Below are 16024 nucleotides of genomic sequence, written 5' to 3' on the forward strand. Positions count from 1 at the left end.
CAGGGTGACCGGGAAGTTGGATCTTGATCCGGGGGTCGTGGCGAAGGCGCGGGCCCTGGCGGCGCGGGCCGGTCAGCCGGTCGTCGACCTGGCCCGGTCACACACCACGGTTTCGGTGGAGCGGGCCGTGTTGCGCCTGGCCGGTGTGCAAGGTGCCGACTCGGACGGCATCCCCTGGGTGAACCGGCTGGTCGACACGGTGCGCGCGGACGTCGGGCTGGGGCACGGGGTGGCGTTGCCGGTCTTCGACGCCATGCGGTCGACCGGGGTCGACGACGTGACGGTCCTGGCGCAGAAGGCGGCGGCGGGGGCGGTGCGTTTCGCCGTACCGGAGCGCAAGGCGGATCTGGCGGCGGCCCGGCGGGCCGCGCGGCGGGCGACCGGCGCCGGTCTCAAGCTCGTCGACCGGCGGCGGGCCGAGCGGGATCGGCTGATCAAGCGGTACGGGGATCCGCGGCAGCGTCCGTGGATCTACCTGATCGTCGCGACCGGGGACATCTTCGAGGACATCCCGCAGGCGCAGGCGGCCGCGCGGGCCGGGGCCGACGTGATCGCGGTGATCCGGTCGACCGGGCAGTCGCTGCTCGACTACGTGCCGGAGGGGGCGACCCGGGAGGGTTTCGCCGGCACCTATGCCACGCAGGAGAATTTCCGGTTGATGCGGGCGGCGCTCGACGAGACGTCGAAGGAGCTCGGCCGTTATGTGCGGCTGACGAACTACGCGTCGGGGTTGTGCATGCCGGAGATCGCCGCGCTGGCCGGGATGGAACGCCTGGACATGATGCTCAACGACTCGATGTACGGCATCCTGTTCCGCGACATCAACCCGATCCGCACGTTCGTCGACCAGCGGTTCTCCCGGCAGGTGCACGCCCGTGCCGGCATCATCATCAACACCGGTGAGGACAACTACCTGACCACGGCGGACGCGGTCGAGGCGGCGCACACGGTGACGGTGTCGCAGTTGCTCAACGAGTTCTTCGCGCACGAGGCCGGGCTGGCGGACTGGCAGCTGGGTCTGGGGCACGCGTTCGAGATCAACCCGGATCTGCCGGACTCGTTCCGGATGGAGCTCGCCCACGCGTTGCTGGCCCGGGAGTTGTTCCCGGACGCGCCGCTGAAGTGGATGCCGCCCACCAAGCACATGACCGGTGACGTGTTCCGCGGCAACCTGCTCGACGGTTTCTTCAACCTCGTCGGCGCCCTCACCGGCCAGGGCATCCTCCTGGTCGGCATGATGACCGAGGCGGTGGTGACCCCGTGGCTGTCCGACCGGGACATCGCCCTGCAGAACGTGCGTTACGTCCTCAACGGTGCCGGCAACCTGCACGAGGATTTCGTCCCGGCGCCCGGCGGTTTCATCCAGAGCCGGGCCCATGAGGTGCTGGGCGAGGCGGTCGGTCTGCTGGCCCGGATCGTCGACGACACCCTGCTCGACGCGATCGCCGACGGCACGTTCGGCATCATGAAGCGTCCCGCCGACCGCGGCAAGGGCCTCGACGGGGTGGCCCGGCACGAGGACGACTACTACAACCCGGTGACGGAGGCGTTGGAGGCATGAGCATCGTCCGGCCCTACGGGGACACCACCGGTGACGGCATGGTGCAGCTGTCGTTCACCCTGCCGGTCGTGCACGACAAGCGGGCCGAGGGGGCCGCGCTGCAGCTGGCCGCGAAGATGGGCATGGAGCCGGCGATGCTGGTGCACGCCAAGCCGATGGGGGACGGGTTCACCTTCTTCGTCGTCTACGGCCGGGTCGCTCATCTCGTCGACACCGACCAGGTGCAGGTCGTCGAGCGGGACTTCCCGCTGCTGAGCGCCAAGGAGGTGAACGCGGTGATCAAGCGCCGGCTGCGGCGGCGGCTCAACGTGGTCGGCGCGTGCATCGGCACCGACGCGCACACGGTGGGGATCGACGCCATCCTCAACGTCAAGGGCATCGCCGGGGAGAAGGGCCTGGAATATTACCGGGAGCTGGCGGTGACGAACATGGGCGCCCAGGTGTCCGTACCGGATCTGGTCGAGACCGCGCGGGCGCAGAAGGCCGACGCCGTGCTGGTTTCGCAGGTCGTCACGCAGCGCGACGCGCACCTGCAGAACACCCGGGCCATGTCGGCCGCGTTCCGGGAGGCGCTGCCGGCCGGCAAGCGGCCGCTGCTGATCGTCGGCGGGCCGCGGTTCGACGAGCTGATGGCCGGTGAGCTCGGCGTCGACCGGATCTTCGGTCGCGGCACCACCCCCGGCGAAGTCGCCTCCTACCTCGTCCACGCCCTGCTCGGGAGCCAGAATTGATCACCGTCACGCACCGTCGTTACGTGCCCTACTCGCATGCCCACTACGCGGGCAACCTGGTCGACGGCGCCTATTCGCTGGGTCTGTTCGGCGATGTCGCCACCGAGGTCTGCATCCGCCTCGACGGCGACGAGGGGTTGTTCGCCTCCTACGACGACGTGCAGTTCAAGGCGCCGGTGCAGGCCGGGGACGTCCTGGAGATCACCGGCACGGTGGTGCGCACGGGCACCCGGTCCCGCAAGATCGCGTTCGAGTCCAAGGTCGTCTGCCGGGGCACCGGTGGTTCGGCGGCGGCGGTGCTCGACGAACCGATCATCGCGGTCACCGCCACCGGCACGGTCGTCGTCCCGCCGAAGGGATGACGGCCGCGGTCTGTGTCGACGTCGGGTCCACGTACACCAAGGCCGCCCGCGTCGATCTCGCCTCGGGTGAGTTGACCGCGCGGGCCGAGGTTCCGACGACCTCCGCGAGCGATGTGCTGCACGGCCTCGACGAGGCGGTCGCGCTGGTCGGTGGTCCGTCTTCGCCGGTGTACGTCTGCAGCAGTGCCGGCGGGGGGCTGCGGCTCGCCGTCGTCGGGTACGAGTCGCTGGTCACCGCGGAGGCCGGGCACCGGGTCGGGCTGTCGGCCGGCGCCCAGGTGGTGCACGTCGCCGCCGGTCCGCTCGACGGTCCGGCCGTGGCCGCCCTGCGGTCGTCGCGCCCGGATGTGATCCTGCTGGTGGGCGGCACCGACGGCGGGGATGCGGCGGTGCTGCTGCACAACGCGAACCGGCTGGCCACGGCCCGGCTGCGGGTGCCGGTCGTGGTCGCCGGCAACGGCGACGCCGCCCCCGGCGCGGCGGCCGTGCTGTCCGCCCGGTCGGTGCCGGTGACGGTGACCGCGAACGTGCTCCCGAGGATCGGCGTCCTCGATCCGGGGCCGGCCCGCGCGGCCATCCGGGCGGTGTTCCTCTCGCACGTCATCGGGGGCAAGAGGCTGTCCCGGGGACGCCGGTTCGCGTCGCTGGTGCGGGCGGCCACCCCCGACGCCGTGCTCGCCGGGGTGGAGCTGCTCGCCGACCTGACCGGCGCCGGGGTCCTGGTCGTCGACGTCGGCGGGGCCACGACCGACGTCTACTCGGCGCTGCTGCCCGACGCCGAGGCCGAGAACGGGCCGCGCCGGGACGTCGCCGGCACCCTGTGGCGGTCCCGGACGGTGGAGGGTGACCTGGGCGTCGCGGCCGGCGCGGCCGGCACGGTGGCCGCCGCCGCGGCCGAGAAGCTGGCGTTCGCGGACCCCGGCGGCGGGCCGTCGGCGCGGCGGGACCGGGCCCTTGCCGCGGCGGCCGCGACGGTCGCGTTGCGGCGGCACGCCCGGGGGCACTCGCCGGGGCCGGGGCAACCCCGCACCGGCGGCCGGGATCTGCGCGATGTCCGCCTCGTGGTCGGCTCCGGCGGGGTGCTGCGCCACGGTGGTGGGCGTCAGGTCCTCGACGCAGTGCTCGGCGACACCGCCGGTGGCTGGGCCGCCCCGGTGCGGGCCCGCACGGTGGTCGACGAGCGTTACGTGCTGGCCGCGGCCGGGTTGTTGTCGATCGATCATCGTGACGCCGCGGCGCGCCTGGTGAACTCGCTGTAACTCGATCGGGTACGTCACATGACACGCCGAGGAACGCGACACGCCAGAGTGCGGGGGCGGTGGTTGACAGGCGGGCGGGGGCTGGACGTACCGTCTTCAGGTCCTGAGCACGGCAAGCGATCGATGTCCTCTCGTTCCCTCCGCCAACTGGCCGCAGTCCTCGCAGGGGTCGCGCGTTCAGCCAGGTCCAGTCGGTGGGGGTCGGCGGGGCGGATGCGGACCGATCGCACCGTTCGGTGGGCGGAGGGTCGTGCCGGCGCCAGTAGACAACGGTTCGGCGGGGGCAGCCAGTCCTCGGCGGGTCGGTCCGAAGGCGTACGGGACCGTCCTGCGACCCACCGGCCGTGCCCGGGAGCACGGAGAGCACCCGAAGGCGCGGCCGGATCACGGCCGCGCCTTCTCTCGCGCACCGTTCGCCCGGTAGCCTTCCGCGGGTGGAAATGACGCTCCGGCCACCGGCCGCGCCGCAGGTCAGCGCCGCGGCCGCGCCCGGCCCGCTCAGGCTGCGCCTGGCCGTGCCCCTCGCTGTGCTCGGCGGGCTGGCGCTGCTGCTGGCGTTGCCGCCCTACGACCTGTGGTGGCTGTCCCCGGCCGGGGTGGCGCTGGTCGCCGTCGCCACCCACCGCCGCCGGCTGCGGGCCGGTTTCGGGGTCGGCTTCGTCGCCGGGGTCGTGCTGTTCTTCCCGCTGCTCAACTGGACCAGTTTCGCCGCCGGGTGGCTGCCGTGGGCGCTGCTCGCCACCGCCGAGGCCACCTATCTGGGGCTGACCGGCCTGGCCACCGCCTGGCTGTCGCCGCTGCTGGACCGGCGCCGGTTCCTGTGGCCGGTGCTGCTCGGGCTGCTGTGGGTGGCCCAGGAGGCGGCCCGGGACCGGGCCCCGTTCGGTGGTTTCCCGTGGGGGCGGCTCGCGTTCAGCCAGGGCGATGCCCCCGCGCTGCGGTTCGCCGCCTACGGCGGGGCCCCGCTCGTCACGTTCGCCGTGGCCGCCGCCGGCGGGTGCCTGGCGGCCCTGGTGTGGCAGCGGCCGTCCCGCGGCGCCCTCGGCCATCTGGTGGCCCTCGCCGCCCTGACGGTGGCGCCGGCCGCGCTGCCGCTGCCGGCGCCGGCCGGTCCCACCAAGGTCGTCGCGATCGTCCAGGGCAACGTGCCCCGCCTCGGCCTCGACTTCAACGCCCAGCGGCGGGCCGTGCTCGACAATCACGTCAAGGCCACCCTGGGTCTCGCCGGCGAGGTCGAGGCCGGCCGCCAGAAGCAGCCCGACCTGGTGATCTGGCCGGAGAACTCGAGCGACATCGACCCGCTGCAGAACCAGGACGCCGCCCAGGAGATCGCCGCGGCGGCCGCCGCGATCGGGGCCCCCATCCTGGTCGGGGCGGTGCTGCGCACCGACAACCCGGCCGACATCAAGAACGCCGGCATCCTGTGGAACCCGGGCACCGGCCCCGACCTCGCCCAGACGTACGTCAAGCAGCATCCGGTGCCGTTCGCCGAGTACATGCCGCTGCGTTCGATCGCCCGTCTCGTCTCCGACAAGGTCGACCTGGTCCGGAACATGCTCGCGGGCGACCATCCGGGGGTGATCAGAACGTCGGCGCTGACCCTCGGGGACGTGATCTGCTTCGAGGTGGCCTACGACGGCATCGTCCGGGACACCGTCACCGGCGGGGCGCAGATCCTGGCCGTGCAGACCAACAACGCCACCTTCAACGCCGCCGAGGCCCGCCAGCAGCTGGCCATGGTGCGCCTGCGGGCCGTCGAACACGGCCGGGAAGCCCTGATGGCGTCCACCGTCGGCGTGTCGGGATTTGTCGGGACGGCGGGGGACGTGCACGAGGAGAGCGGCTTCAACGAGGCATCGGTGATGGTGCGCGCAATGCGGCTCGACGGATCGCGTACGCTGGCCACTCGCTTGGGTGTTCGGCCCGAGATGGCGGCCGTGGCCCTGACGGCTGCCGCCCTGGCCTGGGCGTTCGTTCTGCGGCGCAACCGGCGGGCCGGTGTACACCTCGGGGAAGCGAAGGCGGAGGAACGGTGAGCGAGGCGGAAGGCTACCCGGGAGTTGGACGGGTCCTCGTGGTCATCCCGACGTACAACGAGGCGGACAACATCCGCAAGATCACCGGCCGCGTCCGCAGCGCGACGCCGGACGTCGACATCCTGATCGCCGACGACAATTCACCCGACGGCACCGGCACCATCGCCGACGAGCTGTCCACCGCCGACGACCACATCTTCGTGCTGCACCGGGCCGGCAAGGAAGGCCTCGGCGCCGCCTACAAGGCCGGTTTCGCGTGGGCCAAGAACAAGGGCTACGACGCGGTCGTCGAGATGGACGCGGACGGTTCGCACGCCCCCGAGGAACTGCCGAAGCTGCTCGACGCGCTGCGCGACACCGACGCCGTGCTCGGCACCCGCTACATCCCCGGCGGCAGCGTGCACAACTGGCCGATGCACCGGCTGCTGCTCTCCCGCGGCGGCAACATCTACATCCGCATGGCGCTCGGCATGCCGTTCCGGGACGCCACCGGCGGCTACCGTGCCTACCGGATGCCGGTCCTCGACGCGATCAACGTCGACACGGTCGCCTCCACCGGTTACTCGTTCCAGGTCGAGCTGGCCTGGCGGACGTACAAGAACGGCTTCCGGATGGCCGAGGTGCCGATCACGTTCACCGAGCGCGAACACGGCGTCAGCAAGATGAGCGGCAACATTTTCAAGGAACAGCTGCTCAGGGTCACCGTGTGGGGTCTGACCGCGCGCCGCGAGGCCCTGCTGAGCCGCTTCGGCCGGCGTCCGCGCCAGGGTTCCACCTGGCCGTGACCGAGCATCGGCGTGTCATGCTGGAATCCGTTCGCATGACACCCGGGAGGTCCGCATGCAGCGTCGAGGATTGGCCCTGCTGCCGGTGGGGCTCGCCGTGTTGTCGGTGGCCGAGGTGGTCGTCTTCCTGAGCGTGGCCCACGCCATCGGTTTCGGCTGGGCCGTGCTGGTGATGGCCGTCACCATGCTCGTCGGGATGAGCCTGCTGCGCCGCGAGGGCATCAAGGGCTGGCGGGGTTTCCAGGCCGCCGCCGCCGAGGGCCGCCCGCCGGGCGCGCAGGTGGCCAACTCGCTGGCCGGACTGGGCGCGGCCCTGCTGCTCGCCGTGCCCGGCTTCATCACCGCCGTCATCGGCCTGGTCCTGCTGATCGGCCGCCCGTTCACCAAGCGGGCGATCGAGCGTTACACCGAGCGCCGGGTCGGCGCCGCCGTGGCCGGCGACCTGTTCGGCCCGCGCCGGGTCCGGGTGCGCCGCGGTGAGCCGGTCGTGGTCGCCGAGCACGACGAGACCCCGGTGCGCACCGCGCCGGTGGCCGCCATCGAGGGTGAAGTGATCGAGGGCGAAGTCCTGCGCTGAACACCCCTGGACAGCACGAAGGCCGACCCGAATCGGGTCGGCCTTCGTCGTTCGTGCGGTGGGTCTCAGCGGCCCCGGCGGGTCCGGACTTCCTGCAGGCGCTCGTTGAGGATGTCCTCGAGCTCCGAGATCGACCGCCGCTCCAGGAGCATGTCCCAGTGCGTACGCGGCGGCTTCGCCTTCTTCTGCTCCGGCTCGTTACCGTCCACCAGGCGGGCGACGCTGCCGTCGAACTTGCACTCCCAGGTGGCGGGCACCTCGGCGTCGACGGCGAACGGCACCTCGAACTGGTGACCCTTGACGCAGAGGTATTCGCGGGTCTGCCGGGGAGCCAGCTCGGTGTTGCGGTCGGACTCGTAGCTGACTGCGCCAAGACGGCTTCCGCGCAGCATGCGTTCGCCCATGATCGGCTTTCCCCTCGCTCGTGGTGCTGCTCTCGTCGGTGTAACGAAAGGGACGGCCGTGAGATTCCACGGTCGCCAAAGTCTCCGGCCCACCGTTGTGACGGCGGTGTTAACGCTACGAGCGTAACCGGCAACGGCCCTTACCGGTCACCGCCGTACCCCGCCGAAGTGGACCTTGGTCCACTTTACGGGGTTATGCCTGTTCTGCGGGTACTGCGACGTCGGTCACTCAACCGATTACCCAATAAAACCCAGCCACATTCCGCCGTACGCCTGGAATTATTCGTCCGCAGGTCGCCAGAACTGAGCATAGTTCAGCGCGCCTTCACCTACCGCCGCCCGCCTCGCCGGCCAGCCGGCCGGCGGGTTCGCGCCGCCGCCCCGGCCGCCCCGTGGCACCTGCGCAAACCCGCCACGGCCCGGCTCCAAGATCATCCGTCGGCACGACCGGTGGCCGGCGCCGGGCCTCCACCGGTCCCCGCGCGTCCTCGACCCCTGGCGCCGAGGCCACCGCCCGGCAGTCCGCGGCGCGGTCGGCGGTAGTGACAATTCGCACTCCGCCGGTGCCGCGGATCCGGCGCCGCATCCTGCGGTCCGCAATCACCCCGCCGCCAGCCGGTGGGTCAGCAGGCCGGCCATGGCGCGCACCCCGAGACCGATCGCACGCTCGTCGGCGGCGAAGTCGAGGGTGTGCGGTGCGCCGTTCATCCCCGTCCCGGCATCCGCCACACCGAGATAGAACATCGCGCCCGGCGCCTCGTCGAGGAACAGGGCGAAATCCTCGCAGTTGTGCGGCCAGGACGCCCGGCCCCACAGGACGGACTCCGGTCCCAGCGCCGTGCTCAGGTAGTCCCCGGCGGCCGCGCTGAGATCGACCGAGTTGACCATGGCGGGGAACGGATCGCCGTAGGGATACTCGACGTGGCCGCCCGCCTGCGCCGCGAGCCGTTCGATACGCAGGCGCAGCTCCGGGAAGAGCTCCTGCGGCCACACCTTCAGCATGAGGCCGGCGGCGGGCGGCGCCTCCGGCGTGTGCTCGCTCCACTGGACGACGCTCACCGACTCCTGGATCGAGGCGGCGATCCGCGGGTCCAGCACCGCGTGGAAGCGGGCGTGATAGTCGTCGACGCTCCGTGGGGGCTCGACCGTGTTGATCTTCGCCACCTCGGCCGCGACGGCGGCGAGCGCCGCGTCGTCCCCGCCCGGCAGCACGATCCGCAGGTTGTCGACCCCCGGCAGCCCGTACCCCGGGGACACCGTGAGCGTCCCGGCCGGGAACGGGGCACAGTGCAGCGCATAGCTCTCGCGCGGAGCGAGCTTCTGCACCAGCCCGGTCGCCAGCATCGCGCGGGCACCCTGCAGGGGCTCCTCGGCCGGCTGGAAGACGAACGCCAACCGGCCCCGCACCCGGGTGGAGTCCCGGGCCAGGGTGCGGGCGACGCCGACCCCGATCGCGGTGTGCAGGTCGTGCCCGCACAGGTGGGCGACCTCGGGGACGCGCGAGGCGAACCCCTCGTCGAAGACCCGGCCCGACCGGGGGAAAGGCAGCGCGTTGTGGCGTACGTCGACGGCGTCCAGGTCCGCCCGGTACACCACCGTCGGGCCGTCCGCGGAACCGTCGAGCACCGCCAGCACGCCGTGCCCGCCGACACCGGTCGTCACCCGCAGCCCGGCGGCGCGCAACTGCTCCGCGACCAGACCCGCGGTCTGCCGCTCCGCCCCGGCCAGTTCGGGATGACGGTGGATCTCCCGGCGCAGCTCGATCAGTTCGTCGTCGATGGTCGTCACCGGTGCATACTGCCCACAATCGACGATCCCCCGCATCACACTTACGCCCGCCGGTGGATCAGCTGCGGCCGAGCATCTCGGCGGTCAGGACGGTGCCGCCCAGACCCCAGCCGCCCTCGGCGACCTCGTCGACCAGGACGAGGGTGGTGGCGCGGGCGCGTTCGCCGTACACGTCGGCGTAGGCATCGGTGACGGCGTCGATGAGCTTCTTCTTCGACTCCGGGGTCAGGGTGTCGGCGGGCACTTTCAGGTTGGCGAACGGCATGACGGGTGTTCCTCTCGGGTGCGGTGACGCGGTTTCAGAGTGCGGCGTTCGGGGCCAGCAGATCCTCGATGCCGATGCGGTGGTAGAACTCGGCCCGGATGCGGTCGGCGACGGCGGCGACCACCTCGCTGCCGTCCCGGCTGGGATCGACGTGGGTGCGGTAGGGCCGCTCGCTCGCGGGCCGGCCGATGACGCGGACGATCTCGTCGGCGACCGCCGGGGCCTCGGCGTCCGGTGGGATCAGGCCGGCCAGGCGCGGGCCAGGGTGTGCGCGGTCAGCCGGCCGAAGCCGCTGGACGCGCCGGTGACCAGGACGACGGCCATCAGATGATCCCCCCGTTGGCGCGCACGATCTGGCCGTTGACCCAGCGCCCGCCCGGTCCGGCCAGGAACGCGACGACCTCGGCGAGGTCGGCCGGGGTACCGAGCCGTTCCAGCGGGGGCTGCTTGGCCAGCCGCTCGACGGTCGCCTCGTCCTTGCCGTCGAGGAACAGGTCGGTGGCGGTCGGGCCGGGGGCGACGGCGTTGACGGTGACGTCGCGTCCGCGCATCTCGCGGGCCAGGATGAGGGTCATCGCCTCGACGGCGCCCTTGCTGGCGGCGTAGGCGCCGTAGCCGGGGAACTGCAGGCCGACGACCGAGGTGGAGAACAGCACGATCGCGCCGCCGGTGCGGACCCGGCGGGCGGCCTCGCGTGCCACGACGAACGTGCCGCGGATGTTGGTGCGGTGCAGCGCGTCGAGGTCGGCGAGGTCCAGGTCGGCGATCGGGGACAGCGACATGCGGCCGGCGGAGTTGACGACGACGTCGACGCCACCGAAGGACTGCTCGGCGGTGTCGAACAACTTGGCGACCGCCTGCTCGTCGGCGATGTCGGCGCGGCCGGCCACGGCCTGCCCGCCGGCCGCGGTGATCTGTTCGACGACCTGCTTCGCCGCGGCGTCGTCGCCGGCGTAGCCCACGACGACGGCGTGCCCGGCGGCCGCCAGGGTGGTGGCGGCGGCGCGCCCGATGCCCCGGGAAGCGCCGGTGACGACGGCGACTCGTTGGTCGGCCATGATTCTCACCTTCAAGATCAATAGTGACGATAGCTGTTCCGCGTATCGCTGATATGACGAACGTAGCAGGCATCCGCGATCACCGCTAGCGCTGTGCCGTAGCATTGATTCGTGAGCGATGTCTCCCGCCGTCAGCGCGGCTCCACCGGCCCTGGTAACGACACCGTCGTCCGGGCGGCCCTGATCGCGGCCGCCGAGCGGCAGCTCGCCGCCGCCGCGGACGGCGACATCGCCACCCGCGCGGTCGCCGACGAGGCGGGAGTGACCCAGCCGGTGCTCTACCGGCTCTTCGGGGACAAGCGCGGCCTGCTCGACGCCGTCGCCGACGCCGGTCTCGAGCGCTACGCGATGCGCAAGACCGAACTCGAGGTCACCGACGACCCGGTCGCCGACCTGTACGCCGGCTGGGCCGACCACATGGCCTTCGCCGCCGCCAACCCGGCGCTCTACCAGCTGATGTTCACGCCTCGGCCGCAGTCGGTGGCGACCACCTACCAGCGCATCCTGCAACTTCTCGAGGCCACCCTGCTGCGCTGCGCCGCCACCGGCGCCCTGACGACGACACCGCGCCTGGCCGCTCAGCTGATCCTGCCCGCCAACATCGGCGTCGCCCTCGGCCGGATCGCCCAGCCCGCGCTGTTCGACGACCCCACCCTGTCGCACCGGGCCCGCGACGCCGTCTTCGCCGCCGTGCTGACCCACCCGGCCGCCTCCAGCGGCCCGGACCCGGTCCGCGCCGCCGCCCGCCGGCTGCGCTCGCAGCTCTCCCTGACCGGCACCGACCGGCTGGAACCGGTCGAGGCCGCCCTGCTGGACCGCTGGCTCGCCCGCCTCGACGAACCGGACCCGGCGGGCTGACCAGCCGGCTTCGGGCTCCCGCCCCGCGACGTCTCCGCAGTGCTCAGGCCGGGGCCGGGGCCACCCCGGACGCGGCGCCGGGCCTCACGGCGTGACGGTGTGGACCGCGCCGACCCGCAGGAACTCCAGGCGTTCCGCGGTGGTGCTGCCGGCCGCCGCGGTGTAGACCGTGATCCGCAGGTCGGAGCCCGTAACGGTGAGCACGTCACAGTCCAGCACCAGATCACCGACCAACCGGTGGTGGATCGTCTTGGCGGAGCTGAGATGCCGGCCGGCGACGCCCGAGCGCCACAGGCTCTCGAAGCGGGGGCTGGCCGCGGAGACCTCGGCGACGAGGGCACGCAGCTGTTCGTCCTGCGGGTAGGTGGTGACGGCCTGACGCAGGTCGGCGACCAGCGCCCGGTCGATCTCCTCGGCCGGCCCGTGGGTGTTCGCCCAGTCCGGGGGCGCGCCGAAGGTCGCCCGGATGACGTTGCGGTCGGCCGCCGGACTGCCCGCCGGGTCACCGCAGACGGCGCTCCACAACGGATTCCAGGTGATCAGGCTCCAGTCCGCCGCGTAGACCGCCACCGGGTAGTCGGTCATCCGGATGAGCAGCCGCTGGACCCCGGGCGGAATGTGCACCGGCACCGTCCGGCCGGACGGGACCGGCAGCCCGGCGGCCTGATGCAGAAGGGCGTTCTCCGCCTCGTCGAGTTGCAGCGCGCGGGCCAGCGCGGTCACGATCGGCCGGCTGGGCCGCCGCGACCGGCCCTGCTCCAGGCGGACCAGATAGTCGACGCTCACCCCGGCCAGGCCGGCCAGTTCCTCCCGGCGCAGCCCTTGCGCCCGGCGCCGGCCGTGCCCGGACAGGCCCACGTCGGCGGGGGAACACCGGTCCCGCCACGCCCGCAGAAGACCACCCAGATCGTTCGTCATGGCCCCATGATGGCCGCGTTCCCGGCGGGTTGCCTGGTAACGCCGTTCCTACCGAAGCGGCGGGCCCTGGCTACCCGGTCGGCACCGGCCGACCCTCGACCTATGACACCATCTCTCGCCGGCTGTACCGTCGTGATCACCGGAGCCGGCAGCGGCATCGGCCGCGCCACCGCCCGTACCCTGGCCGCCCGGCACGCCCGGGTCGTCCTCGCGGTCCGCGACCTGGACCGGGGCCGCGCCGCCGCCGCCGACCTGCCCGGCCGGGCCGAGGTGCGCCGCCTCGACCTGGCCGACCTGTCCTCGGTCCGCGCGTTCGCCGCGGCCTGGCCCGAACCGGTCGACCTGCTGATCAACAACGCGGGGGTGATGATGTCACCGCCGGACCCGACGGTCGACGGCTTCGAACCGCACTTCGGCATCAACCACCTGGGTCACTTCGCCCTCACCAACCTGCTGCTCCCGCAGATCACCGGCCGGGTCGTCACCGTGTCCGCCGGTGGGCACCAGGCCGGCACCCTGGACCTGGACGATCCGCACCGGCGGAACCGCCCCTACCGGCCGTTCGCCGCGTACGCCCAGTCCAAGCTGGCCAACCTGCTCTTCACCGCCGAACTCCAGCGCCGCCTCACCGCGTCCGGCTCGGCCGTCCTCGCCACCGCCGCCAACCCCGGGCTGGCCGCCACCAACCTGCTCAGCCACGGCGGCAGCCGGGCGGCCCGCTGGACGAACGCCCTGCTGCGCCCGCTGTCCCAGACCGAGGAGGGCGGCGCGCGAACCACCGTGTACGCCGCCACCGCCGACCTGCCCGGCAACAGCTACATCTCACCGGGCGGCGTGACCCAGTCCCGGGGCCGCCCCAAGGTCACCACCCCGTCGAAGGCCGCCCGCGACCCCGAACTCGCCCGCCACCTCTGGAACCTCTCCGAGAGCATGACGGCCACCACGTTCCCGCTGCCCCTGCGCAGCGGGTCGTAGCTGGGCGCCGGTCAGCCGGCAGCCGGGGCGGGGTGAGCCGGGGCGGGGTGGGCCGGGGCGGGTTCGGCGGGGGAGCGGGTGGGCTGGGCCGGTGCGGCCGGCGGACGGGCGCCGCCGAGCGAGGCGAGGGCCGAGGCCAGGTCGCTCACCTGGGTGGACAGCTGCGCGGCGCGGGCCTGGGCGGCGTCGGTCTCGGCGTGGGCGGTGGTGAGGCGGCGTTCCAGGTCGGTGACGTCCTGGCCGGCGCGGGCGGCGGTGCGTTCGAGGTCGGCGCGGGCCAGGACGGCGGCGTCACGGTCGGCGGCGGTCGCGGTCAGGTTCCGGCGGAGCTCGGCGATCTCGGTCTCGGCGGCGGTGCGTGCGGCGGCGGCTTCCTGGCGTACGGCGTCGAGCTCCACGGCCAGTTTCGCCCGCGCCGTCTCGAGGTCGCCGGCGGACTTACCGAGCTCGTCGGCCCGCGTGGCGGCCTGCTGGGTCTCGCGGACCGAAGCGGCGAGGTCGCGTTCGAGGGTGTCGCGCTCGCGGCGTACGTCATGAAGTTCGGCCTTGGTGTTGGTCAGCTCTTCGCGGGCCTGGTCCCGGAGGGTGGCCAGTTCGTCGCGGGCGGCGTCGCGTTCGGCCTCGGCGCGTTCCCGCAGGGCCGCGGCGGTGGTGGCGTCGCGGTGGGCCTCGTCGCGCTGGGTGCCGGCCTGTTCGGCCTGCTGGGCGGCGGTGGCGGCCCGGAGTTCGGCCTGTTCGGCCTGCTCGCGGGCCTCGTCACGGTCGGCCACGGCGGCGGCGGTGAGTTGCTGGGCGGTGGCCGCGGTGGCTTCGGCGCGCTCGGCGTCCCGGCGGGCGTCGTCGCGTTCGGTGTGTGCGGCGGCCAGTTGACCGGACGTCTCGGCGCGTAGTTCGGCCAGTTGCCGCTCGACGCCGGCGGGGGAGAGCTCGGAGTGCAGGGCGTCGGTGAGGGTCTCGACGAGCTGGTCGAGCCGGTCGACGACCTCCCAGGTGCGCGCGACCTGCCCGGCGAGGCCGGGGGAGGACCGGTGCCGCATCCGGTTGTTACGGGAGGCGCGCTGGCACTCGCCGTCGTTGTCCCGGCAGTACCGGAAGGGCCGTCCGGCCGAGGCCCGCTGCGGGACGGGTCGTCCACAGTGGGCGCAGGGGCGGGACTCCAGGGTGGCGTCGTTGTCGCTCATGGCCCGCTCACCCTAGGCGGGCCGGGCGGGGAGATCGCGTCACCACACCGGCGGGACTTTATCATCCTAGGACGCTTTACGCGGGGTGCGCTGCGTCATCGACACACGGGTCCACCCAAAGGTCAACACCAAAAAGGAATCAACGACCGACTGGCCTGCAGATTCGGGTGAGTCAGCCGACGAGAACCTCGTCGGCCCAAGTGGTGATGGCGGTCAGGACCGGGGCGCGGCCGGCGAACATGGCCGTCAGGTCGCGGGTGTCGTAGGCGGCTTTGCGGGGTTTCGGCTGGGCGGCGTAGACCAGCATCCTCGGCGCCAGCCAGAAGTACTTCGCGGCTCCGGTCGTCTTGATCGCCCGGTGGACCAGCGCCGGGTCGACGGCCGGCGACATGCCCTTCTGGTAGGCGGTCGCCACGCCGGTCAGCACCTGGTCCAGGTGGCCGAGGTCGATCAGGCCGTCCAGGAACGTGTCGAGGGCGAGGTTGGCGGCGTCCTCACCGATCGCGCCGGGGCCGACGAACGCCCAGTCGAGCAGGGCGGGGCCGTGGTCGGTGACGATCAGGTTCATCGGCCAGACGTCGTGGTGGCACAGGGTGCGGGGCAGCTGGTCGGCGAGGGCGAGCAGGGTGTGGCGGTTGTCCCAGAGCCGGCGCAGGGCTTGGCGTAGTGGGGTGGGCCAGGTGCTGGTGGCCGCGGGGTGGTTCCAGTCGAGGTCGTCGGGGACAGGTTGGGCGAGGGTGTAGTCGCGGAGCCAGTCGCGGGCGAGCCACGGGTAGGTGGGTGGGTTGTCGAGCCAGGTGGCTTGGGCGGCGCCGAGGCGGTGGGCGAGGTCGGTGAGGTCGGCGGGGGTGGCGGCTGGTCCGGGGGTGCCGGGCAGGTCTTGGAGCCAGAGGCCGGCGTGGTCGTCGCGGTGTTCGACGGTGAGCAGGCGGGGGGCGGCGACGTGCGGGAATGCGGTTGTGGGCAGCTCCGCCTCGTACGCTTCGAGTTCTCGTCGCCAGTAGTTGAAGTGGCCTGGGTCGTTGCTCGCGGGTAGGTGGGCGGCGGCGCCTTGGCGGTGGGCGACGGCGATTTTGAGGATGGCGGTGTCGTTGTCGCGGTGGATGCGCCAGACGCCGCCGGTGACTTCGTTGGCGTGGCTGTAGGTGAGTTCGTCGGCGGTCCAGCCGGGTCGCAGGAAGTCGTCGAGCCCCGTCATGCGGGGGAGTTTAGCCGACGATGATTCTGCCCTGGACAATTTTTGTTTTCGGTGCGAGCCTGGTCGGC

16 protein-coding genes are annotated in these 16024 nt (G+C 72.6%); 9 read left to right on the top strand and 7 right to left on the bottom strand.

Translation table 11 applies throughout. From position 1 onward, the window contains the following. Window positions 1–4: 4 nt before the first annotated feature. The 7 genes from kamD to Afe05nite_RS21420 all read left to right on the top strand — a co-directional run bounded on the left by kamD (window position 5) and on the right by Afe05nite_RS21420 (window position 7311). Window positions 5–1561 carry a lysine 5,6-aminomutase subunit alpha gene (gene kamD / locus Afe05nite_RS21390; protein ID WP_203818936.1) on the top strand — a complete coding sequence of 519 codons (1557 nt, stop codon included), beginning with the start codon at window positions 5–7 and terminating at the stop codon, window positions 1559–1561. After that, entirely contained in the window at window positions 1558–2292 is a 735-nt protein-coding gene (gene kamE, locus Afe05nite_RS21395; RefSeq protein ID WP_203818937.1) for a lysine 5,6-aminomutase subunit beta, read from the top strand. The genes kamD and kamE overlap by 4 nt, the downstream gene beginning before the upstream one ends. Beyond that, the gene (gene kal / locus Afe05nite_RS21400) at window positions 2289–2654 is read left to right on the top strand and encodes a 3-aminobutyryl-CoA ammonia lyase (protein ID WP_203818938.1); all 366 of its coding nucleotides are present in this window, start codon (window positions 2289–2291) and stop codon (window positions 2652–2654) included. Before kamE ends, kal begins: the two co-directional genes overlap by 4 nt. After that, window positions 2651–3913 (top strand): glutamate mutase L, encoded by a 1263-nt coding sequence (locus Afe05nite_RS21405; RefSeq protein ID WP_203818939.1) that lies wholly within the window; start codon window positions 2651–2653, stop codon window positions 3911–3913. Before kal ends, Afe05nite_RS21405 begins: the two co-directional genes overlap by 4 nt. Window positions 3914–4353: 440 nt before the next feature. After that, window positions 4354–5949 carry an apolipoprotein N-acyltransferase gene (lnt, locus tag Afe05nite_RS21410; protein ID WP_203819077.1) on the top strand — a complete coding sequence of 532 codons (1596 nt, stop codon included), beginning with the start codon at window positions 4354–4356 and terminating at the stop codon, window positions 5947–5949. Further along, the gene (locus Afe05nite_RS21415; protein ID WP_203818940.1) at window positions 5946–6734 is read left to right on the top strand and encodes a polyprenol monophosphomannose synthase; all 789 of its coding nucleotides are present in this window, start codon (window positions 5946–5948) and stop codon (window positions 6732–6734) included. Before lnt ends, Afe05nite_RS21415 begins: the two co-directional genes overlap by 4 nt. A gap of 55 nt (window positions 6735–6789) precedes the next feature. Beyond that, entirely contained in the window at window positions 6790–7311 is a 522-nt protein-coding gene (locus Afe05nite_RS21420; protein ID WP_203818941.1) for an FxsA family protein, read from the top strand. Between the two features lie 65 nt (window positions 7312–7376). Here the strand turns inward: Afe05nite_RS21420 and Afe05nite_RS21425 are convergent, their stop codons facing one another. The 4 genes from Afe05nite_RS21425 to Afe05nite_RS21440 form a co-directional block, all read right to left on the bottom strand. Next, complete coding sequence (locus Afe05nite_RS21425) at window positions 7377–7715, bottom strand: RNA polymerase-binding protein RbpA (RefSeq protein WP_203818942.1); 339 nt, start codon at window positions 7713–7715, stop codon at window positions 7377–7379. A gap of 600 nt (window positions 7716–8315) precedes the next feature. Next, window positions 8316–9503: a M20 metallopeptidase family protein gene (locus Afe05nite_RS21430; protein WP_203818943.1), complete on the bottom strand. Its 1188-nt coding sequence runs from the start codon at window positions 9501–9503 to the stop codon at window positions 8316–8318. 58 nt (window positions 9504–9561) lie between these two features. Further along, complete coding sequence (locus Afe05nite_RS21435) at window positions 9562–9768, bottom strand: 4-oxalocrotonate tautomerase family protein (protein WP_203818944.1); 207 nt, start codon at window positions 9766–9768, stop codon at window positions 9562–9564. A 323-nt stretch (window positions 9769–10091) separates the two neighbouring features. Beyond that, window positions 10092–10826, bottom strand: a complete 735-nt coding sequence (locus tag Afe05nite_RS21440) for an SDR family oxidoreductase (protein WP_203818945.1) — start codon at window positions 10824–10826, stop codon at window positions 10092–10094. Window positions 10827–10937: 111 nt separating this feature from the next. Between Afe05nite_RS21440 and Afe05nite_RS21445 the strand changes: the two genes are divergently transcribed. Beyond that, window positions 10938–11684, top strand: a complete 747-nt coding sequence (locus Afe05nite_RS21445) for a TetR/AcrR family transcriptional regulator (protein WP_203818946.1) — start codon at window positions 10938–10940, stop codon at window positions 11682–11684. Window positions 11685–11768: 84 nt separating this feature from the next. Here the strand turns inward: Afe05nite_RS21445 and Afe05nite_RS21450 are convergent, their stop codons facing one another. Then, on the bottom strand, window positions 11769–12602 hold the full coding sequence (locus Afe05nite_RS21450) for a helix-turn-helix transcriptional regulator (RefSeq protein ID WP_203818947.1): 834 nt from the start codon (window positions 12600–12602) through the stop codon (window positions 11769–11771). Window positions 12603–12704: 102 nt separating this feature from the next. Between Afe05nite_RS21450 and Afe05nite_RS21455 the strand changes: the two genes are divergently transcribed. Continuing rightward, window positions 12705–13577, top strand: coding sequence for an oxidoreductase (locus Afe05nite_RS21455; protein ID WP_203818948.1), 873 nt, complete (start codon window positions 12705–12707; stop codon window positions 13575–13577). A gap of 11 nt (window positions 13578–13588) precedes the next feature. On the opposite strand, the gene Afe05nite_RS21460 is transcribed toward Afe05nite_RS21455, so the two are convergent. Together Afe05nite_RS21460 and Afe05nite_RS21465 are read right to left on the bottom strand one after the other, a co-directional pair. Next, window positions 13589–14758: a coiled-coil domain-containing protein gene (locus Afe05nite_RS21460; RefSeq protein ID WP_239118049.1), complete on the bottom strand. Its 1170-nt coding sequence runs from the start codon at window positions 14756–14758 to the stop codon at window positions 13589–13591. 172 nt (window positions 14759–14930) lie between these two features. Continuing rightward, window positions 14931–15956, bottom strand: a complete 1026-nt coding sequence (locus Afe05nite_RS21465; protein WP_203818949.1) for a phosphotransferase — start codon at window positions 15954–15956, stop codon at window positions 14931–14933. Between the last annotated feature and the right edge of the window lie 68 nt (window positions 15957–16024).

It is taken from the genome of Paractinoplanes ferrugineus, from assembly GCF_016862195.1.
GTDB lineage: Bacteria > Actinomycetota > Actinomycetes > Mycobacteriales > Micromonosporaceae > Actinoplanes > Actinoplanes ferrugineus.

What these genes read in the sequence shown, in the direction of transcription:
- Afe05nite_RS21405 (WP_203818939.1), top strand. Translation starts at nt 2,651, where the DNA reads ATGACGGCCGCGGTCTGTGTCGACGTCGGGTCCACGTACACCAAGGCC.
- Afe05nite_RS21420 (WP_203818941.1), top strand. Translation starts at nt 6,790, where the DNA reads ATGCAGCGTCGAGGATTGGCCCTGCTGCCGGTGGGGCTCGCCGTGTTG.
- lnt (WP_203819077.1), top strand. Translation starts at nt 4,354, where the DNA reads ATGACGCTCCGGCCACCGGCCGCGCCGCAGGTCAGCGCCGCGGCCGCG.
- Afe05nite_RS21425 (WP_203818942.1), bottom strand. Translation starts at nt 7,715, where the DNA reads ATGGGCGAACGCATGCTGCGCGGAAGCCGTCTTGGCGCAGTCAGCTAC.
- Afe05nite_RS21435 (WP_203818944.1), bottom strand. Translation starts at nt 9,768, where the DNA reads ATGCCGTTCGCCAACCTGAAAGTGCCCGCCGACACCCTGACCCCGGAG.
- Afe05nite_RS21460 (WP_239118049.1), bottom strand. Translation starts at nt 14,758, where the DNA reads ATGAGCGACAACGACGCCACCCTGGAGTCCCGCCCCTGCGCCCACTGT.
- Afe05nite_RS21465 (WP_203818949.1), bottom strand. Translation starts at nt 15,956, where the DNA reads ATGACGGGGCTCGACGACTTCCTGCGACCCGGCTGGACCGCCGACGAA.
- Afe05nite_RS21450 (WP_203818947.1), bottom strand. Translation starts at nt 12,602, where the DNA reads ATGACGAACGATCTGGGTGGTCTTCTGCGGGCGTGGCGGGACCGGTGT.
- Afe05nite_RS21455 (WP_203818948.1), top strand. Translation starts at nt 12,705, where the DNA reads ATGACACCATCTCTCGCCGGCTGTACCGTCGTGATCACCGGAGCCGGC.
- Afe05nite_RS21440 (WP_203818945.1), bottom strand. Translation starts at nt 10,826, where the DNA reads ATGGCCGACCAACGAGTCGCCGTCGTCACCGGCGCTTCCCGGGGCATC.
- kamE (WP_203818937.1), top strand. Translation starts at nt 1,558, where the DNA reads ATGAGCATCGTCCGGCCCTACGGGGACACCACCGGTGACGGCATGGTG.